This window comes from Pseudomonas sp. BIGb0278 (assembly GCF_024809895.1).
In the GTDB taxonomy this organism is placed as follows: Bacteria; Pseudomonadota; Gammaproteobacteria; order Pseudomonadales; family Pseudomonadaceae; genus Aquipseudomonas; species Aquipseudomonas shirazensis.
Map to the genome: position 1 here is coordinate 866,979 of NZ_JANUEL010000001.1, position 24,038 is coordinate 891,016.

General features: G+C 63.7%; 24 protein-coding genes. 9 read left to right on the top strand and 15 right to left on the bottom strand.

Annotated elements, in window-relative coordinates; all coding sequences use genetic code 11:
• Window positions 1-67: 67 nt before the first annotated feature.
• From M2396_RS04025 to nikA, 6 genes are all read right to left on the bottom strand, one after another.
• Window positions 68-610 carry a DUF3455 domain-containing protein gene (locus M2396_RS04025; RefSeq protein WP_181089267.1) on the bottom strand — a complete coding sequence of 181 codons (543 nt, stop codon included), beginning with the start codon at window positions 608-610 and terminating at the stop codon, window positions 68-70.
• A 98-nt stretch (window positions 611-708) separates the two neighbouring features.
• Window positions 709-1,518, bottom strand: a complete 810-nt coding sequence (gene nikE / locus M2396_RS04030) for a nickel import ATP-binding protein NikE (protein ID WP_150569042.1) — start codon at window positions 1,516-1,518, stop codon at window positions 709-711.
• A complete protein-coding gene (locus tag M2396_RS04035) occupies window positions 1,515-2,285 on the bottom strand; it encodes an ATP-binding cassette domain-containing protein (RefSeq protein ID WP_259073283.1) in 771 nt (256 codons plus the stop codon). The genes nikE and M2396_RS04035 overlap by 4 nt, the downstream gene beginning before the upstream one ends.
• Window positions 2,286-3,131, bottom strand: coding sequence for a nickel ABC transporter permease subunit NikC (gene nikC, locus M2396_RS04040; RefSeq protein WP_259073284.1), 846 nt, complete (start codon window positions 3,129-3,131; stop codon window positions 2,286-2,288). It lies immediately after the preceding gene.
• On the bottom strand, window positions 3,128-4,069 hold the full coding sequence (gene nikB, locus M2396_RS04045) for a nickel ABC transporter permease subunit NikB (protein ID WP_101320041.1): 942 nt from the start codon (window positions 4,067-4,069) through the stop codon (window positions 3,128-3,130). Before nikB ends, nikC begins: the two co-directional genes overlap by 4 nt.
• Before the next feature lie 3 nt (window positions 4,070-4,072).
• Window positions 4,073-5,635 (bottom strand): nickel ABC transporter substrate-binding protein, encoded by a 1,563-nt coding sequence (gene nikA, locus M2396_RS04050; RefSeq protein ID WP_259073287.1) that lies wholly within the window; start codon window positions 5,633-5,635, stop codon window positions 4,073-4,075.
• A 225-nt stretch (window positions 5,636-5,860) separates the two neighbouring features.
• Here nikA and M2396_RS04055 point away from each other — a divergent pair, with 225 nt between their 5' ends.
• Window positions 5,861-6,967, top strand: a complete 1,107-nt coding sequence (locus tag M2396_RS04055) for a Gfo/Idh/MocA family protein (RefSeq protein WP_150572456.1) — start codon at window positions 5,861-5,863, stop codon at window positions 6,965-6,967.
• Here the strand turns inward: M2396_RS04055 and M2396_RS04060 are convergent, their stop codons facing one another.
• From M2396_RS04060 to M2396_RS04075, 4 genes are read right to left on the bottom strand one after another with little or no spacing between them, the layout of a single operon-like run.
• Window positions 6,968-7,531 carry a membrane integrity-associated transporter subunit PqiC gene (locus tag M2396_RS04060; protein WP_259073299.1) on the bottom strand — a complete coding sequence of 188 codons (564 nt, stop codon included), beginning with the start codon at window positions 7,529-7,531 and terminating at the stop codon, window positions 6,968-6,970.
• Window positions 7,532-7,546: 15 nt separating this feature from the next.
• The gene (locus M2396_RS04065) at window positions 7,547-9,202 is read right to left on the bottom strand and encodes an intermembrane transport protein PqiB (RefSeq protein ID WP_101320032.1); all 1,656 of its coding nucleotides are present in this window, start codon (window positions 9,200-9,202) and stop codon (window positions 7,547-7,549) included.
• Window positions 9,183-9,839: a paraquat-inducible protein A gene (locus M2396_RS04070; protein WP_259073301.1), complete on the bottom strand. Its 657-nt coding sequence runs from the start codon at window positions 9,837-9,839 to the stop codon at window positions 9,183-9,185. The genes M2396_RS04065 and M2396_RS04070 overlap by 20 nt, the downstream gene beginning before the upstream one ends.
• Window positions 9,836-10,432 carry a paraquat-inducible protein A gene (locus M2396_RS04075; RefSeq protein WP_101320028.1) on the bottom strand — a complete coding sequence of 199 codons (597 nt, stop codon included), beginning with the start codon at window positions 10,430-10,432 and terminating at the stop codon, window positions 9,836-9,838. Before M2396_RS04075 ends, M2396_RS04070 begins: the two co-directional genes overlap by 4 nt.
• A gap of 162 nt (window positions 10,433-10,594) precedes the next feature.
• Here M2396_RS04075 and M2396_RS04080 point away from each other — a divergent pair, with 162 nt between their 5' ends.
• Window positions 10,595-11,311: a DUF72 domain-containing protein gene (locus tag M2396_RS04080; RefSeq protein WP_259073303.1), complete on the top strand. Its 717-nt coding sequence runs from the start codon at window positions 10,595-10,597 to the stop codon at window positions 11,309-11,311.
• Here M2396_RS04080 and M2396_RS04085 read toward each other — a convergent pair.
• Complete coding sequence (locus M2396_RS04085; protein ID WP_259073305.1) at window positions 11,297-13,945, bottom strand: excinuclease ABC subunit UvrA; 2,649 nt, start codon at window positions 13,943-13,945, stop codon at window positions 11,297-11,299. The two genes, M2396_RS04080 and M2396_RS04085, sit on opposite strands and share 15 nt — an antisense overlap.
• 196 nt (window positions 13,946-14,141) lie before the next feature.
• Between M2396_RS04085 and M2396_RS04090 the strand changes: the two genes are divergently transcribed.
• Window positions 14,142-14,846 (top strand): SDR family oxidoreductase, encoded by a 705-nt coding sequence (locus M2396_RS04090; RefSeq protein ID WP_150572450.1) that lies wholly within the window; start codon window positions 14,142-14,144, stop codon window positions 14,844-14,846.
• A gap of 85 nt (window positions 14,847-14,931) precedes the next feature.
• Window positions 14,932-15,183, top strand: coding sequence for a hypothetical protein (locus M2396_RS04095; RefSeq protein WP_101320022.1), 252 nt, complete (start codon window positions 14,932-14,934; stop codon window positions 15,181-15,183).
• Window positions 15,184-15,220: 37 nt separating this feature from the next.
• On the opposite strand, the gene M2396_RS04100 is transcribed toward M2396_RS04095, so the two are convergent.
• Together M2396_RS04100 and M2396_RS04105 are read right to left on the bottom strand one after the other, a co-directional pair.
• Entirely contained in the window at window positions 15,221-16,546 is a 1,326-nt protein-coding gene (locus M2396_RS04100; protein ID WP_259073310.1) for an MFS transporter, read from the bottom strand.
• Window positions 16,547-16,710: 164 nt separating this feature from the next.
• Window positions 16,711-17,403, bottom strand: coding sequence for a FadR/GntR family transcriptional regulator (locus M2396_RS04105; RefSeq protein WP_101323040.1), 693 nt, complete (start codon window positions 17,401-17,403; stop codon window positions 16,711-16,713).
• Between the two features lie 287 nt (window positions 17,404-17,690).
• Here M2396_RS04105 and M2396_RS04110 point away from each other — a divergent pair, with 287 nt between their 5' ends.
• The 5 genes from M2396_RS04110 to M2396_RS04130 all read left to right on the top strand — a co-directional run bounded on the left by M2396_RS04110 (window position 17,691) and on the right by M2396_RS04130 (window position 21,349).
• A complete protein-coding gene (locus tag M2396_RS04110; RefSeq protein ID WP_259073312.1) occupies window positions 17,691-18,476 on the top strand; it encodes a transporter substrate-binding domain-containing protein in 786 nt (261 codons plus the stop codon).
• 23 nt (window positions 18,477-18,499) lie between these two features.
• Window positions 18,500-19,165, top strand: a complete 666-nt coding sequence (locus tag M2396_RS04115) for an amino acid ABC transporter permease (RefSeq protein ID WP_259073314.1) — start codon at window positions 18,500-18,502, stop codon at window positions 19,163-19,165.
• Window positions 19,162-19,812 carry an amino acid ABC transporter permease gene (locus M2396_RS04120; RefSeq protein ID WP_181107562.1) on the top strand — a complete coding sequence of 217 codons (651 nt, stop codon included), beginning with the start codon at window positions 19,162-19,164 and terminating at the stop codon, window positions 19,810-19,812. The genes M2396_RS04115 and M2396_RS04120 overlap by 4 nt, the downstream gene beginning before the upstream one ends.
• Window positions 19,799-20,536, top strand: coding sequence for an amino acid ABC transporter ATP-binding protein (locus M2396_RS04125; protein WP_103437627.1), 738 nt, complete (start codon window positions 19,799-19,801; stop codon window positions 20,534-20,536). Before M2396_RS04120 ends, M2396_RS04125 begins: the two co-directional genes overlap by 14 nt.
• 84 nt (window positions 20,537-20,620) lie before the next feature.
• Window positions 20,621-21,349, top strand: a complete 729-nt coding sequence (locus tag M2396_RS04130; protein ID WP_101320008.1) for a bifunctional 2-polyprenyl-6-hydroxyphenol methylase/3-demethylubiquinol 3-O-methyltransferase UbiG — start codon at window positions 20,621-20,623, stop codon at window positions 21,347-21,349.
• A gap of 7 nt (window positions 21,350-21,356) precedes the next feature.
• Here M2396_RS04130 and M2396_RS04135 read toward each other — a convergent pair whose 3' ends face one another.
• Window positions 21,357-23,507 carry a TonB-dependent siderophore receptor gene (locus M2396_RS04135; RefSeq protein WP_259073317.1) on the bottom strand — a complete coding sequence of 717 codons (2,151 nt, stop codon included), beginning with the start codon at window positions 23,505-23,507 and terminating at the stop codon, window positions 21,357-21,359.
• Between the two features lie 66 nt (window positions 23,508-23,573).
• Window positions 23,574-23,981 (bottom strand): DUF2946 family protein, encoded by a 408-nt coding sequence (locus M2396_RS04140; RefSeq protein ID WP_101320004.1) that lies wholly within the window; start codon window positions 23,979-23,981, stop codon window positions 23,574-23,576.
• Window positions 23,982-24,038: the final 57 nt, after the last annotated feature.

Consider the following 24,038-nt stretch of genomic DNA (forward strand, 5'->3'; position numbering starts at 1 on the left):
CCGGCTGGCCGGGGTTTGTCGCAGAGCTTAGACGACTTTTGTAGTCAGCACTTGCCGCGCACGTCGATCACTTGGCAGACCAGAAGATGTAGTCGGCCTGATATTTGACAACCTGTTTCTCACCCTTGTTGGCGGCAGTGCATGCGCTGGCGGGAGCTACGCCGCCTTTGGTCGCGGTGCGCTGAATGTAACTCACGCCCTGCATCGCGCCTTTGCCGTCGGCGGGGTTGGCCTTGACCAGCTGGTAGGGGATGTCGCCTTTGCTGGCTGGGGAGACGGCGACCTGGGTGCCGGTGACTTTCGAACCATCCTTGGCCTGCCAGGTTGCAGGTGGGCCAAAGTAGTCGCCGACTGCTTTGCCCTTGCGGTCATTGAGCACGGCTTTGGGGCCGACGAAGAACCACTCGGTCTGGCCGGCGGCATCTACCTTGTCGCGGCACTCGTAGGTGATCTCGCCTACGCCGACGGTTTCCATCATCACTTTGTTGCCGTCCGGCACCTTGACTGCATCCGGCAGGCCCATTTGCGCCTGGGCGGTCTGCATGAACAGGGACAGGCCGCCGATGGCCAGGGAAGCGCTGATCAGGCTGAGAGTACGTTTGCCATTCATGGTGTATCTCCTGGTGAGTAACCGAGTGGCAGCGATGGGCTGCTGACAGTACTACCCGCCAGGAACGGGTTTGGATGCAGGCTGTTGAAAATATTTTTTCACGCGAGATCAAACTCGCTACGCGCACGCTCAGGACGGCTTGGCAGCATCGCTGCCTGCAACTGCTGGCCTGCTGAGTGCTGAAAACTGAGCTCCTGATCGACGGATCGATCCTCGACGATGCGGCCATCCGCAAGCACCATTACACGCTGGCAGAAGTAGCGCACCAGGCTCAGGTCGTGGCTGATCAGCACGAACGCGGTGCCGGTGTCGCGGCGCAGTTGCTCAAGCCGCTGCAACAGTTGCACCTGCAACACCCGGTCGAGATTGGACAGGGCTTCATCGAGCACCACCAGCTGGGGTGAAATCGCCAGAGCTCGAGCGATATTGGCCCGCTGCAATTGACCGCCACTGAGTTGTTGCGGCAAACGCTCGGCGTGTTCGGCCGACAGGCCCAGTTGCTCCAGCAACTGCAACACGCGCTGGCGTTGGGCTGCTTGGCTGATCGTGCTCAGATGACGCAGGGGCTCAGCGATGCTCCAGCCAATCGAGCGCTGTGGATTGAACGCGCTCGGCGCGTCCTGAAACACCAATTGGACGGCGCGCTGAAAATCGCGCGCCGCCTCGCCACGCAAGCGGCTGACGTCCCGCCCGGCGAAGCTGACCTGGCCCTGGCTGGGCCGCTCAAGCCCGAGCAGCAGGCGGGCGAGAGTGCTTTTGCCGCTGCCGCTGCTACCGAGCAGGCCGGTGGTCTGGCCGGCCTCGAACTGTACATCGATGCCTTCCAGCACCTGCAGCCACTTACCTCTGCCGAGCAGCCCGCCACTGCGATAACCGTGTTCAACTTGCTGTACTCGCAGCAGGCTCATGGATGACCCCCGGTCAGCAGATGGTGCGCGTCTAGCAGTGTACGGGCGCTGGCGCTCGCGGGTGCGTCGAACAGACCTTGGGTGTCTTGCCGTTCGACGATGCGCCCGGCGTCCATCACCAGCACGTGGTCGGCGCAGCGTGCGACCACGCCCATGTCGTGAGTCACCAGCAGCACGCCTAGCCCGTGTCCTTCAACCAGCTCCATCAACAGTTCGAGGAAGCGTGCCTGGCTCAGTGCATCGAGGTCGCTGGTCGGCTCATCGGCCAGCAGATAAGGGGTCTGCGCCATCAAGGCCAAGGCGATCATCATGCGCTGAAGCATGCCGCCACTGAGCTGGAAGGCGAACGATTCGAGCACCCGCTGTTGATCGCCCAAGCCAACTGCGGCAAGGCATTCGATCATTTGCTGACGGGCATCGGCGCCATGCACGCCACGCAGCTTGAGCGTTTCCTGAGCATGACTGGCCATGCTCCGCACTGGGTTGAATGCGCTGCGCGGGTTTTGCAGAACCAGGCTCGCAACGTGCCCGCGCACCTGCGCAGGTGCCAGCGAAACGCCGTCTAGCAACAGCTCGCCACCGCTACGCAGCAGGCCCTGCGGCAGCAGATCAAGCATGCCCAGACAGCTCAGCGACTTGCCCGAACCGCTGCTGCCAACCAGCGCGCAGACCTTGCCCCGGTGCAGCTGCAGACTGAGTTGATCGACCAGCAGCGTGTTCCGGCTGGCAACGCTGAGGGTGCGCAACTCGAGGGTGGGGGTGGGCATCTAGTGGCGCTCCTGAGCAGGGTCGAGGCGGTCGCGCAGGGCGTCGCCGAGCAGGTTGAAGGCCATCACCGAGAAAAAGATCATAAGCCCCGGCCACAGCAGCAGTTGCGGATGGGTCCAGATGAACTCCTTGGCGTCGTTGATCATCACCCCCCACTCGGCAGTTGGCGGCGTCACCCCAAGGCCGAGAAACGACAGCCCGGAGACGTGTAGCATCATATGGCCGATATCCATAGTGGCGAGCACCAGCAGCGGCCCGGCGATGTTGGGCACTACATGCTGGCGCAGCCGGCTCCAGCGCGAAGCGCCGGCCAGCCGTGCTGCCAGCAGGTACTCGCGGCCACGCTGGGCGATGACCAGGCCGCGCACCATCCGCGCGTACCAGGCCCAGTGGGAGAGAGCGATGGCGACGATGACATTGGTCAAGCCGGTGCCGAGCAGGGTGACGAAAAAAAACGCCAGCACCAGCGTGGGGAAGGTCATGAACATGTCGCAAATACGCATCAGCAGCAGGTCCAGCTTGCCGCCGACAAACCCCGCGACGCCGCCGACCAGCAGACCTAGTGCCAACACCAGGGACAGCGTCAACAGCACGCTGCCCAGCGACAAGCGGGTGCCGACAATCAGCCGCGAGAGCAGGTCGCGGCCGAGGTGGTCGGTGCCCAGCCAGTGACTCAAGCTGGCCGGTTGCAGGCGTTGGCCGACGTCGATCAAGTCCGGATCATGTGGTGCCAGCCACTGGCCGAACACTGCCAGCAGCACCAGCAAGCTGACCAGCAGCGCGCCTGCCGCAAGGCTCCAGCGAAGTCGCAACGGTTTGTGCGGCACCGCGGCAAAGGCGCTCATGCGTCGACCCCCTGCAGGCGGCTGCGCGGATCAAGCCAGGCATAGCAGATATCCACCAGCAGGTTGCACAGCATCAGCAGGCCGGTCAGCAGCAGGGTGAAGCACTGCATCACCGGGAAATCACGGTTGAGCACCGCCGATACGGCAAAGCGGCCGACCCCGGGCCAGGCAAAAATGGTTTCGATCACCAGCGCACCGCCGATCAGTTCGCCAACGTGCATGCCGGTCGCGGTCACCAGTGGCAGCCAGGCATTGCGCAGGATGTGCCCGCGCCACACCCGCCGCTCGGGCAAACCTCGGGCACGGGCGTAGGTGACATGCCGTTGGCCGCTGGCTTCAAGCAGGCTTGCACGCAGCAGGCGGGCGTTGATCGACATCGACATCAGCGCGATCGCCAGTACTGGCATCACCAGCTGGCCGGGGCTGCCGCGGCCCAGCGCCGGCAGCCAGCCCAGCCAAAGCGAGAACAGCGCAATCAGCAAAAACGCCAGCCAGAAATTGGGCATCGACACGCCGATGAAGGTCACCGCGCGCACTGCGTGATCTGGCCAGCGCCCCTGCCAACGCGCCGCCAGCAGGCCCAGCGGCACTGCGAAGAGCAGGGTGCAGGCCAGCGCCAGGCCGCCCAATTGCAACGTCGCCGGCAGGTAATAGAGCAGATCGTCAAGCACCGGCCGACCGGTCAGGTAAGAGATACCGAAATCCAGCTGCAGCGCCTTGCACAGCCAGATCCAGTATTGCTGGTACAGGGGCAGATCCAGCCCCAGCGCCTGGCGCACTTCAGCCACTGCCGCGTCGGTGGGCGGGATATGCGACAGGCGCAGGTAGTCCAGCGCAGGGTCGGTACTGCCCAGATGCAGCAAGACAAATACCAGCAACGACACGGCCAGCATGACCGGTACCAGCAACAGTAGGCGCAACAGGATATAGCGCAGCATCGGTCAATGTTCCTGGCTGGGAGTCATGGCTTCGAACGGCACATCGAACAGGGTGCTGCCGAACTGCACGTGGTCGACCACGTCGCGGCGCAGGCTGATCGCAGTCAGGTAGGAGATCGGCACATACACAGCCTGCTCGTGCAGGGTGGTGAGGATGAAACGGTACTCCTCGGCGCGTTGCTGTGGGTCGGTGCTGGCGAGTACCTTGGTGATGCGCTGGTCGAGTTGGTCCTTGATCGCCAAGCCACGTTGGGCCATGTAGTCGGCATGGCCGGGGTAGCGCATCGAGCTGACGAACGAGTGTGGATCGTAGGGCGCGCCCCAGGTGTCAGCGAAGATCAAGCCGAAGTCGCCCTCGCGCTGGCGGCTCACCAGCGCACCTTCCTCAACAGCGCGCAGGGTAATCTGCATGCCAAGCTTGGCCAACTCGCCCTGGAACACTTCGGCGAGGCTCTTTTGCAGAGCGCTGGTGCCGAGGAACACCAGTTCGACTGCCAGTGGCTCGCCACCCTTGCTGCGCACGCTTGCCCCGGGCACCAGTTGCCAGCCTGCAGCATCCAGTTCGCGGGCGGCGAGGGCAGGGTCGTAGGCATACGGCGCAAGGCCGAGGTCGGCATAAGGTAGGTTGGGCGCGAACAGTGTGTCGGCGCGGGGCTCTAGGCCATACAGAATATTGTCGATGATCGCCTGTTTGTTCAGGCCATGGTTGATCGCCCTGCGCACCGCCAGGTCGCGGGTTGCGCCTCTGCCAGTATTGATCGCCAGGCTGCGAGTCGCCAACGGTGCTGACAGTGCACTGGCAAAGCCCTGATCGCGCAGACGCACAAAAGTACTGGCGGTGATCTCGCCGGCAGCGCCCTGGATCAGGTCGATCTGCCCCGTCTGCAGAGCCAGCGCGCGGCTGTTGGGGTCGGGGATGACTTTGACCAGCACCTCGCCGTAGGCGGGTTGCGCGCCCCAGTAATACGGGTTGCGGGTGAACCGATCAAATTCGCCCAGGCGGCTCTCGACCCGCTGCCAAGGACCGGTGCCGACTGGCTCGCCAGGTTTGGCCAGCGGCGCACCGAAGCGCAGTGGGCGTACCTGGGCCAGTTCCATCAGGGTCGGGTAGTAGGGGTGTTTGAGGAACAGTTGCAGGGTCCGCCGGTCCGGCGCTTCGACCCGCTCCAGCGTAGTGACCAACTCCAGCCAGCGATGGCGTTTGCTGTTGGCCAGCACCGCATCCAGATTGGCCTTGGCGGCAGCCGCATCGAACGGCGTGCCGTCACTGAAGCGCACGCCGTCGCGCAGGGTGAAGGTGTAAGTCTTGCCGTCGTCGCTGACGTGCCAGCTACTGGCCAGCCAGGGTTCGACCGTGCCGGCTGCGGTGTAGCGCACCAGCGGCTCGTAGACCATGGCCTGTGCGTACATCTGGTCGGGTGCGTAGCCGCGCGGGTCGAGCGGGCCCGCATTGACCGGCCACGAATAAACCAGCGTTGGTGCCTCGCGGTCGGCGTGCGCGCACAGGCTGGTAGCCAGCAGCAAGCCCCAGAGGGCGGACTTTAATGTGCCGGAGGACTGCTTCACAGGTGGGACCCTATCTTGACGGAGGCCGTAGCCTAGAGAGGTCGCCGGGGGGAGTCCAGACAAAATCACTGGCCTGCAGGTAACAAAATACGACTACAGCACAAGCTGATTGCGTTGCATCACTTGTACGCGCCTGGTGAGAACCACAAAGAAAAAAATCGAACTCGCGCCCCGGCTTGCTTGCCCACTTCCTAGCTAGTGAATAATTCCCGCAAGGAGACAGCAATGCCCAGTTCAGATGGCAAAATCCGCTACGCAGTGGTTGGCGGCGGTTCGATCTCACAGGGTGCATTCATGCCTGGGGTCGGCCAGACCGACAATTCGGCGCTCGCTGCACTGGTGACTGGCGACCCTGAGAAGGCCCGTCAGCTGGCCAGCCGCTATCAGCTCAAGGCGTGGGCCTACACCGATTACGCAGCACTGCTCGCCTCAGGTGAAATAGATGCGGTTTACATTGCCACGCCCAACTACCGCCATCGCGAGTTCGTCATCCCGGCGCTGGAAGCCGGCATTCATGTGCTGTTGGAAAAGCCCATGGCGGCCAGCGATGACGACTGCGTGGCCATCCGCGATGTGGCGCAACGCACAGGCACTAAATTGATGGTCGCCTACCGTTTGCATTGTGAGCCAGGCACGCTGGAGATGATCGAGCGTGTGAATAGCGGCGAGTTTGGCCAACCACGGTTGTTCACCTCGATCTTCACCCAGACCGTCAAGCCGAGCAATCACCGTGCCCACAGCGGCTTTGCCGCAGGCCCGGTAGCTGACATGGGCCCATACCCGCTGAACATGGTGCGCCAGCTGTTCAATGCCGAGCCGATCGAGGTCAGTGCGCAGGGCAGCCATTCTCCAGGCAGTCGGATCGACACCTGGGACACCGTCAGCGTGTCGCTGCGTTTTCCTGACGAGCGCCTGGCGCAGTTTACCGTCAGCTACTGCCTACCCGACTCGGAGCGTTTCCAGTTGCTCGGTAGCGGGGGCGAAATCGAAGCCTCGCCTTGTTATGGCTATGGTGAAGATGTCGCGATCAGCTACCGCGCAACCCTCGACGGCACCACCCGCGTGCATGTGCATCCAGTGGTGGATCAGTTTGCTGGCGAGACGGCGTACTTTTCTGATTGCATCCTCAACGACCAGGCGCCGGAGCCAGACGCGGAGGAGGGATGGCGCGATGTCCGCGTGATCATGGCAATCGAGCGGGCGTTGATCACCGGGCAGGCGCAGATGCTCGAGCCGCTGCCGGCCAGGCGCCTGCCGCAGCGTGAGCAGCGTCGCGCGTTGGCCCTCGCCGAAGTGCCGCCCTATGTGAATACCGAATCGCCTACCGAGTAGTCAGACGCCCGGGCCTAGGCTTGGGCTGGCCGCGCAGCCTGCTTGCGGATTGCGCGCGGTCTGGTTGATCAGCGAGGCCAGCCGCATCAGGTTGCGCTGATGGGCCGTAACCACTGCATCGATTGATGCGCTGGCGGGGCTTTGCACCACACTGCGACAATCCAGGCTGGCGCCTGCGGCGACCCGCAGGCGCCACTTGGTATCGAGCAGCGCGTATTGGCCGGGCACGGAATCAAAGCGCTGCACAATGATTCTTACCGAGCGTTGCTGGCCAGGCACGCCACTGCTTAGTTGCTCGGCCAAGGCGCTGCGCAGCTCATCGGCCAGGCTGGCGCCCCACCATTGCGTTTCCAGAATGGCCAGCCCGCTGGCACCTTGGCGGACCACGATCTGGGCACGGTCGACCTGCGCGGGCACGCTGACGCTTTCGATGGCGATCTCGCTGCCGGCCGGGGAGCGGCTGACCTGGGTTGGCATCAGCGTGTGAAACTGGATCGGCTCGCTGCGACACGCTGCCATCAGCGCCAGCGTGACGAGCAGCATGAGCTTGCAGGGTGAAGTCATGGCTATCGCTCCGGGTCAGTTGCGCGGCGGGCCTTGTAGGTCGATTGGTGGCGCATTGCTTGGTCGACCACGGATCAACGCCTCTGGGTTACGCCCCAGGTAATCGGACAGATCGCGCAACGAGCGCGACATGCGCCCGAGTTCGTCGAGGGTCTCACTGAGCTTCTCACGCTGCGGCGAGTCTTCAGCGAGGGTGGCGCTGGCCGACTGCAAGGTCTTGCTGACATCCGCCAGGGTGCTCTGCACCCCCGGCAGGGTGCGGCTGTTGAACTGCATCAGGCCTTTGCGCAGCTCGACCAGGTTACCGTCAAGGTTGCCGGCGATGCGCTCGACCGGCAGCTTGTTGATTTTTTCCAGCATCGCCTGGAGTTGCTCCTGGAGGATTTCCAGGCTGCCGGGCAGGGTCGGGATCGCAATTGGCCTGGCGTTCAGGTCGAAGGCGACCTTGGGCGCTTTGGGGAAGAAGTCCAGGGCGATGTATAGCTGACCGGTCAGCAGGTTGCCATTGCGTGCCTGCGCGCGCAGGCCGTTGGCGACGAACGAACTGAACACCTGGGCGGTGGCGGTCATGTCATCCGGATCATGCTTGAGCGCTTTGAGCATTTTCTGGTGCGCCTGGCCCAATCGCTGCGCATACACCACGATGCCGACGTTGATCGGGAAGCTGCGTTGCACTTCATCAAAGTCCAGATTGACCGAGACCACTCGGCCGATCTCGATACCGAGAAACTCCACCGGCGCGCCCACTTTGAGGCCGCGCATGGCCTGGTCGAAACGCAATGTCAGGTACTGGGCTTTGCCGCTCGGCGGGGCCAGCGCGGTTTGCTGATCGTCGAACAGCTCATAGGTGCGGTCTTCGGCGGCGGCGCTATCGTTGGGGCTGTACTCTGGTGCGCGGAAGGCGATGCCGCCAACCAGCAGGGTCGACAGCGATTCAGTCTTGATCGCCACGCCGTTGGCGCCGACGTTGACGTCGATGCCGCTGGCGTTCCAGAAGCGCGTGTTGTCGGTGACATAGGCGTCGTTGGGGGCGTGGATGAACACTTCGATATTGACGCCTTTGCCGTCGGCATCCAGCGCGTAGGCGACTACCTGGCCGACCGGGATCTTGCGGTAGTACACCGGCGAGCCAATATCCAGCGAGCCGAGGTCCTGGGTGTGCAGGGTGAAGCGCTTGCCGGGTTCGCCGTAGGTGATCGGCGGCGGGTTTTCCAGGCCCTTGAAGCGCTTGGCGCGGCCCTCGGCCTGGCCGATGTCGGCGCCGATATAGTCACCCGACAGGAGCGTATCGATACCGGACACGCCGCCGGCGCCAATGCGCGGGCGTACCACCCAGAACTGTGAGTCTTCGCGGGTGAAGCCCTCGGCTTGCTTGTCCAGCTGGACGGTGGCGTTGACGCTGCGTTGATCATCGCTCAGGGCCACCGCCGAAACGTGACCGATGACCACGCTGCGGTATTTGACCTCGGTCTTGTTCGCCACCAGGCCACTGCCGGTCTTGAAGTTGAGGGTGATGGTCGGGCCTTCCTGCAGTTTGCTGTGAATCACCAACGACAGGCCGACCAGTACCGCTACCAGCGGGACCAGCCACACCAGTGACACGCTGAAACGGCGCGTCTTGATCGGTGGCGGTCCCGGTTCTGCCGGTGCTTCAGTGGCGGGCGACTTCATCCATGGCCTCCTCAGGTCCTGCTTGCCAGATCAGACGCGGGTCAAAGCTCATCGCCGCGAGCATGGTGAGCACCACCACCAGGCCAAAGAACAGAATCCCCACGCGCGGCTCGATATCGCCCAGCGCCTGGAACTTGACCAACGCTGCAACCAGCGCCACTACCAGCACGTCGAGCATCGACCAGTAGCCGATCAACTCGACAAACCGGTACAACTGCGAACGCTCGCGGCACGCCCACCGGCTGCGCCGTTGGACGGTGATCAGCAGCAGCGACAGCGCGACGAACTTGACCCCCGGCACCGCGATGCTGGCGATGAAGATGATCAGCGCGATGTCCCACGCGCCGTGCGCCCAGAACTCCAGCACGCCGCTCATGATGGTGCTGTCGGCACCGTCGCCGAGCATGGTCGTGTTCATCACCGGCAGCAGGTTGGCCGGGATGTAGAACACCAGCGCGGCCAGCATGAACGCCCAGGTGCGGGCCAGCGAATTGACCTTGCGCCGGTGCAGTGGTGCGTCGCAGCGCGGGCAACTAAGTGGCTCGTCGCGCATGTCGCAGGCCAGGCCGCAGCTGTGACACAGGCACAGGTTGAGCTCGGCGGCCGTCGGTGGGCGATTGCTGGCAGTGCGGTTCATGGCAGCGCCCACAGCTCGCGGATATCGCGACCAGCGATGCGGATCAGCAGCAGGCTCAGCGCGGCGAGGGCGAACAGGCCGATACCGGGCAGCACCGCCAGCATCCCGGCCAGCTTGAACACCGCGACCATGGCGCCGAGCAGGCAGACTTCGAGCATGCTCCACGGGCGCAGGGTTTCCAGCCAGCGCATGCACAGTTTGAACGCCGGCGCGCGGCGCTGGCTGAGGGCAAAGGCCAGCACCCAGATCAGCAGCATCAACTGAAACGCCGGCGCGATGATGATGGCGATGGCTGCGACCATGGCAATGAAGGTGATGGGTCCCTGGCTCAGCGCCAGTACTGAATCCCACAAGGTGGCGCTGTTTTTCAGGCCCTGCAGGCTGATGGTCATGATCGGATAGAAGTTGGCGAACAGCCACAGCATGGCTGCGGTGATGGTCAGTGCCAGGCGTTGTTCCACCGTCAGGCCGTTGTAGCGCTCCAGCACGCCGGCGCAGCGCACACACAAGGACTTTTGATGTTTGCCGAGCACAACCTGCTGATAAACGCAGTCGCAGTGCTCGCAAATGATCAGCTGGGCGGTGCTGGCCATGGTCGCCATCGCATGAGGCAGGGTTAAGTGAATATAGAAGTGCTGGCTTATTCGGCAACTTTTTCCTGGAGGTAATCCGCTGACAACGGGTGATGCCGGCTGAACCTCGACCCCGTTCTGCAACTCCACTGGCTGACGGGCAAGTCAAGCAGGGAGGGGCTGATGATTTATCTGGGTTGTGCCGGCTGGAGCATCTCACGTACTTACGCTGCACAGCTGGCAGGCGAGGGCAGCCATCTGCAGCGCTACGCCCGCCAGCTCACGGCGGTAGAGATCAACAGTTCGTTCTATCGACCGCATCGCCCAGCCACGTATGCGCGCTGGGCAGGTGCGGTGCCGCCGGGGTTTCGCTTCTCGGTCAAGCTGCCGCGTGCCATCAGCCATGAACGGCGTCTGGTCGATTGCGCGCAAGCTTTGGCTGAGTTCTTTGCACAGTGCACGGCGCTCGGGTCAGCGCTGGGTTGCGTGCTGGTGCAACTGCCGCCGTCTTTGGCGTTCGAGCCGCTGCTGATGGAGCGTTTCATGGCTGATGTGCGCGAGGTGTATCCAGGGCTTGTGGCATTGGAAGCGCGCCACCCCAGCTGGGCCGAGGCCGGAGCGCTGATGGAGCAGTTGCAGGTGGCACTGGTGGGCGCAGACCCGGCGCGCTTTGCCCTGGACGCGCAGCCGCGTGGCTGGCCAGGCCTTGCGTACTGGCGCCTGCATGGCTCACCGCGTACCTATTTCAGCGATTACCCCAGCACCTGGCTGCAGGCGCTGGGGCCGCAGTTGCTGGCCCGCGCCGAGTCCGGCTCGGCGACCTGGTGCATTTTTGACAACACGGCAGGCGATGCAGCCTTGGGCGATGCCCTTGAACTGCAAACGCTACTGGGTAGTTGAGCGCAGTACACTTTGCAGAAATGGCGCCGTCCGGCTGTGCTTGCAGCGGGCGACCTCGGCGGGCGCGCCGCTGGCGACGACCTGGCCACCCGCAGTGCCGGCGCCAGGGCCGATGTCGATGACCCAGTCGCTTTGCGCCACCACACGCATGTCATGCTCGACCACCACCACCGTGTGCCCGCCGTCGACCAGCCGGTTCAGTTGCAGCAGCAGGCGGTCGACGTCCTGCGGGTGCAGGCCGTTGGTGGGCTCATCCAGCACATACAGGGTGGCGCCGCGCGCGCTGCGTTGCAGCTCGGTGGCCAGCTTGATCCGTTGCGCTTCGCCGCCGGACAGCTCGGTGGCCGGTTGGCCAAGGCGCAGATAACCGAGGCCAATATCGGCCAGCACCTGCAAGCTGCGCCGCACGGGCGGCTGTTCGGCAAACACCTGCAGCGCTTGTTCGACGGTCATGCCGAGCACATCGGCAATGCTCATGTCCTGCCAGGTCACTGCCAGCGTTGCCGGGTTGTAGCGGGCGCCGTGGCAGGTCGGGCAGGGCGCGTAGACGCTGGGCATGAACAGCAACTCGACGCTGACAAAACCTTCGCCTTCGCAGGTTTCACAACGGCCCTTGGCAACGTTGAAAGAGAAACGTCCGGCGTCGAAGCCCTGCGCCTTGGCCTGTTCGGTGGCGGCAAACAGCTTGCGGACGTGATCGAACAGCCCGGTGTAGGTGGCCAGGTTGGAGCGCGGGGTACGCCCGATCGGCCTCTGGTCGACCTTGACCAGCCGCTTGACCGCCTCCAGGCCGGCGACTATGCGGCCGCTGCTGGCCTGCTCAGGCTCGTCTTCCAGGCTCTGTTCGTCAGGCTCTGTGGCTTGCTCCGGCTGGCCCAGGTGAGCGCTGACCAGTTCCAGCAGCGCCTGGCTGACCAGGCTGGACTTGCCCGAGCCGGAGATCCCGGTAACCGCCGTGAAGCAGCCCAGCGGGAACTGCGCACTGAGGTCCTGCAGGTTGTTGCGGGTTACGCCCTCCAGTGTCAGCCAACCCTGGGGGGGCCTTGGTTGCTGATGTTGCGGCCCGGCCTCGGCGAACAGATACGCGCGGGTACACGACTGCTCGATCTCGGCCAGGCCCGCTGGCGGGCCGCTGTAGAGAATCTGCCCGCCGTGCTCGCCGGCGGCTGGGCCCACATCGATCAGCCAGTCGGCGCGGCGCATGGTGTCCAGGTCGTGCTCGACCACAAACACTGAATTGCCGCTGCTTTTCAGCCGTTGCAGGGCCGCGTACAGCGCCTCGCTATCGGCCGGGTGCAAGCCGGCCGAGGGTTCGTCGAGCACATAGATCACGCCGAACAGTTGCGAGTTGAGCTGAGTGGCCAGGCGCAGCCGCTGCAGCTCGCCGGACGACAGCGTGGGCGTGCTGCGCTCGAGTGCCAGATAACCCAGGCCAAGGTCGATCAAGGTGTTGATCCGTTCCAGCAGTTCGGCGGCAATGCGTTGCGCGGCCAGGCGTTTCTCCAGCGACAGATTGGGCGTGTGGCGCACGTCCGGGCCGCCGCTGTGCGCCGGCTCGCCCTTGGCTGCGCGTTGCTGGCGGGCCTCGCGGGTTTGCTGATGGGAGAGGGTAGCGCCGCTTTGCTCTGCGTTGGTCAGGTAGTCGGGATTGGCCACCGTGCGCAATACCACGGCCAGGTCCTGCAACGGCAGCTGCGACAGCTCGGCAATGTCCAGGCCGGCGAAGGTGACGGTCAGGGCTTCGCGCTTGAGGCGTTTGCCGGCGCACAGCGGGCATGCACTTGGGCGCATGTACTGGCTGACGCGCTTGCGCATCTGCGCGCTTTGCGAGTGCATGAAGGTGTGCAGCACATAGCGCTTGGCGCCACTGAATGTGCCTTGATAACTCGGCTCCAGCTTGCGATTGAGCGCTGTGCGGGTCTGCTCGGGAGTCAGCCCGGCGTACACCGGCACAGTCGGGGTTTCCTCGGTGAACAGGATCCAGTCACGCTGTTCTTGCGGTAGATCGCGCCATGGCTTGTCGATGTCGTAGCCGAGGGTGACGAGGATATCGCGCTGATTCTGCCCGCCCCAGGCCAGCGGCCAGGCCGCCACCGCACGCTCGCGGATAGTCAGAGAAGGATCGGGCACCATGCTCGCCTCGGTGACTTCATAGACGCGGCCCAGGCCATGGCACTCCGGGCAAGCGCCCTGCGGCGTATTCGGCGAGAAGTCCTCGGCGTACAGCATTGGTTGCCCGTCGGGGTAACTGCCGGCGCGCGAGTAGAGCATGCGGATCGAACTCGACAAGGTGGTCACGCTGCCCACCGAGGAGCGCGCACTGGGGCTGCCGCGTTGCTGCTGCAGGGCTACCGCTGGCGGCAAGCCTTCAATGGCGTCGACATCGGGTACGCCGACCTGATCGATCAGGCGCCGTGCGTAAGGCGCCACTGATTCGAAATAACGCCGCTGCGCTTCGGCATACACGGTGGAAAACGCCAGCGAGGATTTGCCTGAGCCGGACACACCGGTAAACACCACCAGCGCGTCGCGAGGGATGTCGACGTCGACGTTCTGCAAGTTGTGTTCGCGGGCGCCGCGCACGCTGACGAAGCCGGTGAAGGCGTGCTCTGGGGATGTGCTGCGTGGTGGCATGGAAGACGGCCCTGATCTGCTGGAAATAACACCTTGATGAGTAGGACCGCATCGGCCAATGGCCGTGCGGGTGAGTTTCAAATCCGGATCTACTCAGAAGTTTTTCTACTGGCTCTCGTGATTATTCATGACTGCTGACGAGCCTGCTCTCGGGTGTAGCCTTTTTAGCGTCATCAATGTGTACTCAGGAGCAATCATGTCAGCAGACAAAGTAGCCATCATCACCGCCGGCGGCAGCGGCATGGGCGCCGCCGCCGCCCGCCGACTCGCCGCCGACGGCTTTCACGTCGCGATCCTGTCCTCTTCCGGCAAAGGCGAGGCCCTTGCCGCTGAACTAGGCGGTATCGGCCTGACCGGCAGCAATCAGTCCCCTGCCGATCTGCAAGCACTGGTCGATGCGGTCATGACCAAATGGGGCCGCGTCGATGTGCTGGTCAACAGCGCAGGCCACGGCCCACGGGCGCCGATTCTGGAGCTGAGCGATCAGGACTGGCAGCTTGGCATGGACACGTACCTGCTCAATGTAATCCGTCCCAGTCGCCTGGTTACCCCGATCATGCAGCGCCAGCAAGGTGGAGTGATCATCAATATTTCTACCGCCTGGGCTTTTGAACCTAGCTCCCTGTTCCCGACTTCAGCGGTATTCCGCGCAGGGCTGGCCGCGTTCACCAAGATTTTTGCCGACGAATTTGCCGGCGATAACGTGCGCATCAACAACGTCCTGCCCGGCTGGATCGACAGCTTGCCCAGCACCGAGCAACGCCGCGACAGCGTACCGCTCAAGCGCTATGGCACCAGCGAAGAAATCGCCGCCACCGTGGCATTTCTGGCCAGTGAAGGCGCCGCCTACATTACTGGGCAGAACATCCGCGTCGATGGCGGCATTACCCGCAGCCTCTAACCGCTGAGCAGGCCATGGGCAAGTTCGCAGGAACCCCTCGGCGCTGGGCTGACTCAACCGGGAAACCAGCGCCGGGTAACTGCCAATGAATGTCTTCGATGCCTCCTTGCAGCCACAGGATGAACAGCGGATCTCGGCACTGTCGGGGTGGTATCACCTGCTTGAGGACCGCCAGCAGCGCATGGACTGCCCCAACACCTACCACGAGCGGCTGCTCTATCAGGCTGACGAAATGGACCGCCTGGGCTTGGTGACGTGGCAAGAGTGGCGTGACCTGAGGCTTGAGGCAGACAAGGCCTACCTCTGGGCAGTGCACGGTGGCGACTACCGCAACTAACTGTGCCACGGGGCCTCAACGACCCCGCACACATAGCTCAAACAGCGGGATTAGGCTGCCCTGTCGGCACCTCGTCATGCAGTGAAACCCGCGCAGTCTCCGGCAGCGCCAGGCCACCGATCAACGCCAGCAAGGCGATCACCACCAGATAAAACGCAGGTGCCAGGCTGCTGCCGGTCTGGCCAATCAGCCAGGTCGCAACCAGCGGCGCGGTGCCGCCGAACAGCGTGTAGGCAACGTTGTAGGTGATCGCCGAAGCGGTGTAGCGGGTGCGGGTAGGGAAGCTTTCCGACAGCAGCGCGGCAGTGACTACGCCACTCATCAGCGCACCGACCGCCAGCAGGATCACACCGAGCAAGGCGCCGGACATCGACCCCGAGCTCGCCAGCCAGTAGGCCGGGAACACCGCAACCATCACCCACAGGCAGGTAAAACCAATGGTCTTGCGTCGGCCAATGCGGTCCGAAAGCAACCCGGCCAGTGGGCAGCCGGCAGCGGCGAACAGCAGTGCCACAGTGGTCACCAGCAATGACTGCGCGCGGGTCAGGTTGCCGACCAGTTGCAGGTAGGTGGCAAAGTAGGTGGTGAACATATAGAACGACAGCGCCGTCAGCGAAATGAACGCGCCGAGGTTGCGGATCGCCCGGCCGTGATTGCGCAGGGTCTGCTTGAGCCGCGAATGGCTGTGCACCTTGCCTTCGGCGATGGCCGCGCGGAACGCTGGGGTTTCCTCCATGCGCCAGCGCAGGTACAGACCGACCAGGCCCAATGGCGCCGCGATCAGAAACGGCACCCGCCAGCCCCAGCTGTTCATCGCGTCACTGCTCAGGTTTGCCTCGAGGGCGTAGGCGATCACTGCTGCGCAGGCAAACGCCGAGAAGGTCGACACCGGCACGAAGCTGCCATAGAACGCGCGTCTGTTTTGCGGTGCGTGTTCCATCAGATAAGCGCATGCACCGGCGTACTCGCCACCAGCGGAAAAGCCTTGCAGGCAGCGCGCCAGGGTCAGCAACAGCGGCGCGGCGATACCGATGCTGGCGTAGGTGGGCAGCAGGCCGATGAGGGTGGTCGAGCCCGCCATCAGCAGAATGGTCATCGACAACACGCGTTTGCGCCCGAGCCGATCTCCCAAAGCACCAAACACGATGCCGCCCAATGGCCGCAAGGCAAAGGCCACGGCGAATACGGCAAAGGTTTTCAGCAGGCCGGCGCCGGGATCGGAGCTGGCGAAGAACTGGCTGGCGATCAGTGTGGCAAGGAAGCCGTAGACGGCGAAGTCGAACCACTCGACGAAATTGCCAACGGCCGAGGCCGCGATGACCCGGCGCAAGGTGGCCGGTGATACCTCATGGGAAGTGGACATGCGGAGACGCTCCGATTTGCCATGGCAGCCTGATTGAAAGTGCCGCAGTCGGGCCGCAGCATCGTTGTTATGGCTATCAGTAGATCGGCAGGTTGCGCCGCGCGCATATTCGGGGGCGACACTGAGCTATCTGTTTCAACCAGCAGGCAAGCGGTTGCGCCGGCTTAGACCGGGAACACCACGCCGGTACGCGAAGCCGCGTTGCGGATATGCTCCTGCATGGCACGCTGCGCGCCCAGTTGCGAGCGTCGGGCCAGGGCGCGGAGGATCTTGCTGTGCTCCTGCCAGGTTTCCATGGCCCGCTCCGGACGTATGAACGGCAGCTTCTGGCTTTCCAGAAAGATGTCCTGGCTGGCGGTGATCACGTGCAGCATGGCGCGGTTGCCGGCGGCCTGCAGCAGCGCCTGGTGGAAGGCAAAGTCCAGCCGCGCTGCCGCTTCGAAGTTACCCGCACGCAACTCCTGGCGCATGGCCTCGACATTGGCGGCAAGCCGGTCGAGATCGTCGGCCGTCAGGTTCAGCGCCGCCTGCCCGGCGGCAAAGCCTTCCAGTGCATAGCGCAGTTGGAAGGTGTCGGCGGCAGACACCTGCTCGGCGTACGGCCAACTGAAGCCCACCGGGGTGGCCGGCACCGGGGCCAGCACGAACACGCCCTTGCCGGGCTGTACGCTGACCAGGCCCAACGCGCTGAGGGTCGATAATGCTTCGCGCAACGAGGCCCGGCTGACCCCCAGCTGCTCGGCCAGGTCGCGCTGCGAGGGCAGGGCATCACCGGGCAGATAACCACCGTCATCGATCAGTTTGCGGATTGCCTGCAAGGCGATTTCCGGGACGGCGCGGGGGAGGGTATCGAGCATGCAGTTCAGACCGGTCAGAGGGCAGGGTTCGACCCTTTTACGGGCAATGCGCGGCGCTGGCAAGCCTTGCTCCGTGCTGGCGCAGGGTGAACGGGGTTTGCACAAATGCAGGGCGCAGCGCGGCGTGCTTACCTCAGTCAGCAGGCAACTGTTCAGACCAGTAAGACCGTGGCGCAGACGGGCTGGCCTGCTTTTACGGGGTTTCGCGAGCTTTCTGGCATGGCCCGTGCACTTGTCCTGTGTAACTGCCTGTCCAGTTGCCCACTCTGACCCTGCGAGGCTCGTGCATGACCAAGTTCCGTACCCTGTTTCTGGCTACCGTGTTCTGCGGCGGTGCCCTTGGCGCAGTTCAGGCCCAAGCCGATGCGCTGGCCGACATCACCGCCCGTGGTGTATTGAAAGTCGCTGTGCCGCAAGACTTCCCGCCATTCGGTTCGGTCGGCCCTGACCTCAAACCGCGCGGCCTGGACATCGACACCGCGCAGCTGCTGGCCGACAAGCTTGGGGTCAAGCTGGCGCTGACGCCGGTCAACAGCACCAACCGTATCCCGTTCCTCACCACCGGCAAGGTTGACCTGGTGATCTCAAGCCTGGGCAAAAATCCGGAGCGGGCGGCGGTGATCGACTTCTCGAAACCCTACGCACCGTTCTACCTGGCTGTGTTCGGCCCGGCCGAGACCAAGATCGACAGCATCGATGCCATTGCTGGCAAGACCATCAGCGTCACCCGCGGCTCGATCGAAGACATGGAGCTGTCGGCAGTGGCCCCCAAGGGCGCAACCATCAAGCGCTTTGAAGACAACAACTCGACCATCGCCGCCTACCTGGCTGGGCAGGTCGAGCTGATCGCCAGTGGCAGCGTGGTCATGGCAGTGATCGCCGAGAAGAACCCGGCCAAGGTGCCGGTACTCAAGGTCAAGCTCAAGGACTCGCCGGTGTATGTCGGCCTGGCCAAGCAGGAGCCGGCACTGCTGGACAAGGTCAACGCCACGCTGGAGGCAGCCAAGGCTGACGGCAGCCTCAATCGCAATGCGGAAAAATGGCTGAAGCAGCCGCTTCCGGCTGACCTTTAAGCCGCGCCTGGAGTTGCTGTTCGATGGCCTATCAATTTGATTTCGCCCCGGTGCTGGCCCAGGCTGACCTGCTCCTCAAGGGCGCGCTGTTCACCCTGCAACTGACGGTGGTCGGCACCGTGCTGGGGCTGGCCATCGGCGTGCTCGGCGCGGTGGTCCGGGCCTGGCGTCTGCAGCCGTTTTCCGCGGTGTTCGGGGTGTATGTGGAGCTGATCCGCAACACGCCGTTCCTGGTCCAGCTGTTTTTCATCTTCTTTGGCTTGCCGGCGCTTGGCGTGCGGCTGAGTGAATGGGAAGCGGCAGTGCTGGCGATGGTAATCAACCTCGGCGCGTACTCCACCGAGATCATCCGCGCCGGCATCATGGCCATCCCCAAGGGCCAGCTGGAAGCGGCTGCAGCGTTGGCCATGAGCCGCTTCGAGGCGTTTCGACATGTGATTCTGCAGCCGGCACTGGCCAAGGTCTGGCCGGCGCTGAGCAGCCAGATCGTGATCGTCATGCTCGGTTCGGCGGTGTGTTCGCAGATCGCCACCGAGGAGTTGTCGTTCGCGGCCAACTTCATTCAATCGCGTAATTTCCGCGCGTTCGAGACTTACTTGCTGACCACCCTGCTGTACCTGCTCATGGCCATCGGCGTGCGGCAGTTGCTGGCCTGGCTCGGCCAGCGCTGGCTGATGGGGAGACGCTGATGGACTTCACCTTGTGGGATATCGTCCGCAACCTGCTGACCGGCTTGCAATGGACCTTGTTGCTGTCGCTGGTGGCGTTTGTCTGCGGCGGCGTTGCCGGCTTGCTGTTGCTGCTCGCACGGATCTCGGAAAACCCTTATCTGCGCGGCCTGGCCCGGGGCTATATCGAGTTGTTCCAGGGCACGCCATTGCTGATGCAGCTGTTCATGGTGTTCTTCGGCATCGCGCTGTTCGGCATCGACGTTTCGGCGTGGATGGCAGCAGCAATTGCCCTGACGCTGTTTACCAGCGCGTTCCTTGCCGAGATCTGGCGCGGTTGTGTCGAGTCGATCGGCCGTGGCCAGTGGGAAGCCTCCGGCAGCCTGGCGCTGAGCCGGCTCGAACAACTGCGCTATGTGATCCTGCCGCAGGCCATGCGCATCGCCATCGCGCCGACGGTGGGCTTCTCGGTGCAGGTGGTCAAGGGTACGGCGGTCACGTCGATCATCGGCTTCACCGAACTGACCAAGACCGGCGGCATGCTCGCCAACGCCACCTTTGAGCCGTTCCTGACCTACGGCCTGGTCGCCGTGGGCTACTTCATCCTCTGCTACCCGCTCTCATTGAGCGCCCGTTATCTGGAAAGGAGGCTGCATGCCCCTGCTTAGAGTGTCTGCGCTGCACAAGTATTACGGCGACAACCACGTGCTCAAGGGCGTTGACCTGAGCATCGAAGAGGGCGAAGTGGTCGCGATCATTGGCCGCAGCGGTTCGGGCAAGAGCACCTTGTTGCGCACCCTCAACGGCCTGGAGTCGATCAGTGACGGCGTCATCGAAGTCGACGGCGAGTACCTCGACGCTGCCCGCGCCGACCTGCGCAGCCTGCGCCAGAAGGTGGGCATGGTGTTTCAGCAGTTCAACCTGTTCCCGCACCTGAGCGTCGGCGAGAACGTGATGCTGGCGCCGCAGGTGGTGAAGAAGACCAGCAAGGGCGAAGCGCGGCAACTGGCTGAGCAGATGCTGGCGCGGGTCGGCCTGGGCGAGAAATTCAACGCCTACCCGGATCAACTCTCCGGCGGCCAGCAACAGCGGGTGGCCATCGCCCGTGCGCTGGCGATGTCGCCGAAAGTGCTGCTGTGTGACGAGATCACTTCGGCATTGGACCCGGAACTGGTGACCGAGGTGCTGGGGGTGGTACGCCAGCTGGCCAAGGAGGGCATGACCCTGATCATGGTCACTCACGAGATGCGCTTTGCCCGGGAAGTGGGCGACAAGCTGGTGTTCATGCACCAGGGCAAGGTGCATGAAGTGGGCAATCCGCGGGAGGTGTTCGCCGCGCCGCAAACCGCTGAACTGGCCAACTTCATTGGTGCGGTGGCGCAAGCGTCCTGAGCTGCCCGACCAACTGAGCAGCTAGTGGCCGTGCTCTGCGATCTCAGGTTAGAGTTCGTGCTTGTGCCACTCACGGACCCTGTCATGGCCCAGAATATCTACGACACCCCTGCATTTTTCGCCGGTTACAGCCAGTTGCCACGTCAGACTCAGGGGCTCGCTGGCGCTCCCGAGTGGCCCAGCTTGCGCGCCATGTTGCCTGTACTCGCCGGCAAACGTGTGGTCGATCTGGGTTGCGGCTTTGGTTGGGCGTCGCGCTGGATGCGCGAGCAAGGCGCGGCCTCGGTGCTAGGGCTGGACCTGTCGCAGAACATGCTCGCGCGTGCCCGGCACGATACCCATGATCCGGCGATCGAGTACCGCATCGCTGATCTGGAGAGCCTCACGCTGCCAGCAGCAGCGTTCGATCTGGCCTACAGTGCGCTCACCTTCCACTACATCGAAGACTTGCCACGCCTGATCGCAACGCTGTACCAGGCACTGGTACCGGGCGGCCAGTTGGTGTTCAGTTGTGAACACCCGATCTACATGGCCGCTGCCGGCGCGCACTGGCAGCACGCCGAGAACGGCAGCCTGAGTTGGCCGGTGAGCCGCTACGCAGTTGAAGGCGAGCGGCGCAGTGACTGGTTTGCCAAAGATGTGTTGAAGTATCACCGCACCCTGGCCAGCACACTCAACAGCTTGATCGAGGCGGGTTTCCAGGTTGCCCGGATCGAGGAGTTTGCACCGAGCCCAGAGCAGATCGAGGCCTGGCCGGCGCTGGCTGAAGAGCTTGAACGGCCAATGATGTTGCTGGTCTCGGCACGACGTTGAGGCACCATCAGAAACGCACGTCCATGGCCAACTCGAGCGTACGCGGCGCGCCCATGTAGTACTGCAGGCCGTATGCCTGCTTGGCGTAGACCTCGTCGGTGAGGTTGCGCACCCGTGCGGTCAGTGCGGTGTTGCGGTCGACCTTATAGCGCGCGAATGCACCGAACAGGGTATAGGCCGGTGCCTTCAACGTGTTGGCGTTGTCGGCGTAGACCGAGCCGACATAACGTCCGTCAACGCCCATCGACCAAACCGTATCGAAGCTGTAGGTCAGCCACAGATTGCCGACATTGGCCGGCACGTTGACCGGCGCGTTGCCTTTACGCGATACCGAGACGCCATTGGCGGCCTCGTTGAACTCATCGTACTGCGCATCGACATAGGCATAGTTGGCTTCGGCCAGCAGCGTTGGTGTGACTTGAAAACGCCCAGCCAGTTCGATCCCGCGTGAGGTCTGCTGACCGGCTTGCACCGTCAGGTTGGGGTTGCTCGAATCGCGCACGGCAAAGTCCTTGCGCACGATCTGATACAGCGCAACGGTTGCCGCGCCGCGACCTTCGAGAAAGTCGAACTTGCTGCCGGCTTCCCACTGCTCGCCCTTGGACAGATCGAACAGGCCGACGTTGGAATAGGTGGCGGCGGCCAACGACCCGGCCGGCAGGTCGGCAGCGGTGCTGTACTGCAGGTACACGTTGGCGCTAGGTGTCAGTTCATAGGTCAAGCCGACCCGCCCGCTGAGCGGTTCCCAACGGCGTTCAAAGTAGGCTGGGCTGGTGGGCGAAACCGTGCCGTAGTTGTCCACCTGCATTTCCAGGTAGTCGTAGCGCAGGCCTGTGAGCAAGGCCAGGCGCTCGGTCAACTGCAGGCGGTTTTCAGCGAACACTGCGCGATTGTCGATCTGGTGATGGCGCTGGCGGGTCAGGCCGGTATTGACCCCCGGGATGTCACCGAAACTGCCAGGGTCGAAATGGTCTGGGTCGACCACGTCGCTCCAGCTGCCCGCAGTGGGGTAGAGGTCCTGGCGCATGCGCGAGTAATCCACGCCCATCGCCCACTGGCTCGACAGGCCAAGCAGGCTGTTGGCGTGGCGCAGTTCGATACGGTCGCCCAGTACCGTTTGCTCATGGCGCTGCAGGTATGGGCTGCCGCGCTGCACATTGCCCGCGGCGTTGTAGCTGTACCGCTCAAGGTTGCGGTAATCGCGTTGGGCGTCGTAGTGGTACAGGGTGTTGTGCACGCTGGTGGCGTCGCTGATCTGGTAGTCGAGCATCGAGCGCAGCCAGCGCACGCGCTGTTCATAGCGGCCGTCGGCGACGTTGTAGTTCTCGAAGCGGCGGCTATTGTCGATCTTCATGGTGCTGCGCCCCGGCAGGATCGGCGCGCCCCAGTAGGGGCTGACTTCCTTGTCCTGCTGGTACTCGATGGCCAGCGTGTGGGTGAGGTCGGGGGTCAGCTCACTGAGCAAGGACAACACCAGGCTGTCGGTGTCGCGCTCATTGCGGTCGATGTATCCGTTGCTGTGGCCGCGGCTGAAATCCAGGCGCACGAAGTGGTGGGCCTCGGCCGGGTTGCTGGCCAGCGCCTGATTGATACCGAAGGCGATTTCCGAATCGTCGAAGCTGCCATAGCGCAGGCGGCCATCGATGGTCTGCTGATCGCGGCTGGCCAGCTTGCTGATGTAGTTGATCGAGCCGCCGACTGCACCGGCACCATGCAGGAACGACGACGGCCCACCGATCAGTTCGACGCGATCAATGACCCAGGCGTCCACCGGGCGAGTAGCGCTGCTATAGCCGAGGTTGATGCCGTTGAAGAGCTGGGTGACCTGGTTCTGGGTGAAGCCGCGGTAGCTGACAAAGCCGCCGTAGCCGGGGTTGGCCGAGGCGTTTACGCCGGTCATGGCGTTGATCACGTCCTGGGTGTCCTTGGCCCCGCGTTGTTCGATCACGCTGCGGTCGGAAACACTGACCGAGGCGGGCGTTTGCCGCGCGGTCAGGCCGAGCTTGGAGCCGGTACGGATCGGCTCGTCCAGTTGCACGCCCGAGGGCGCTGCGCGGCTGGCGTCGATGCTGGTGGCGGTGAGTTCGATGGCCGAGTGGTCGGCCCAGGCAATACTGCAGGTGCTCGCCAGGAGCACCAGGGAAGTCTGGCGGATCATGTTGTTGTGGTTTCCACGCAAAAGTCATGGCTGAGCACACACCTGCGGGCAAGTGGCCCGGGCGGCTCAGACGAAGGTTGCTGGCGCTGCGTGGATGGCAGGGGAGGCGCGTGGGTTGAGGGCAGGGCGCACATAGCGTGGCGGCGGTTGGGCCCAGCTGCGCTGGACCATCGGCGACGGCGCGCTGCCGCGTTGGCGCTCGAACCACCAGCCGGTGCTGCTCGGTGCCACCGCTTGAACAAACGATGAGCACACCGGGCAGTCCAGCTGCGCCATGTGCTGATCACCGCTGGAGTCGCCAAGGTCGACCGCCGGCCCGTGCTCGCTGGACAGCGAACAGAAGCCACCGTTGAGCCCGGACAGTTGCAGGCCGCTCATCTGGCCGTGGTGCAAACCGCAGATCAATAGGCTGAAGAGGACGCTGGCATACAGCGCCCAGGCAGTCAGCGCACGGCTCTGGCGGGGGATTTTCATGGCGGTGAATCTACCATCAGCTCAGCATCGCCTGAGTGCTGACTGCCTGTGGTGGAT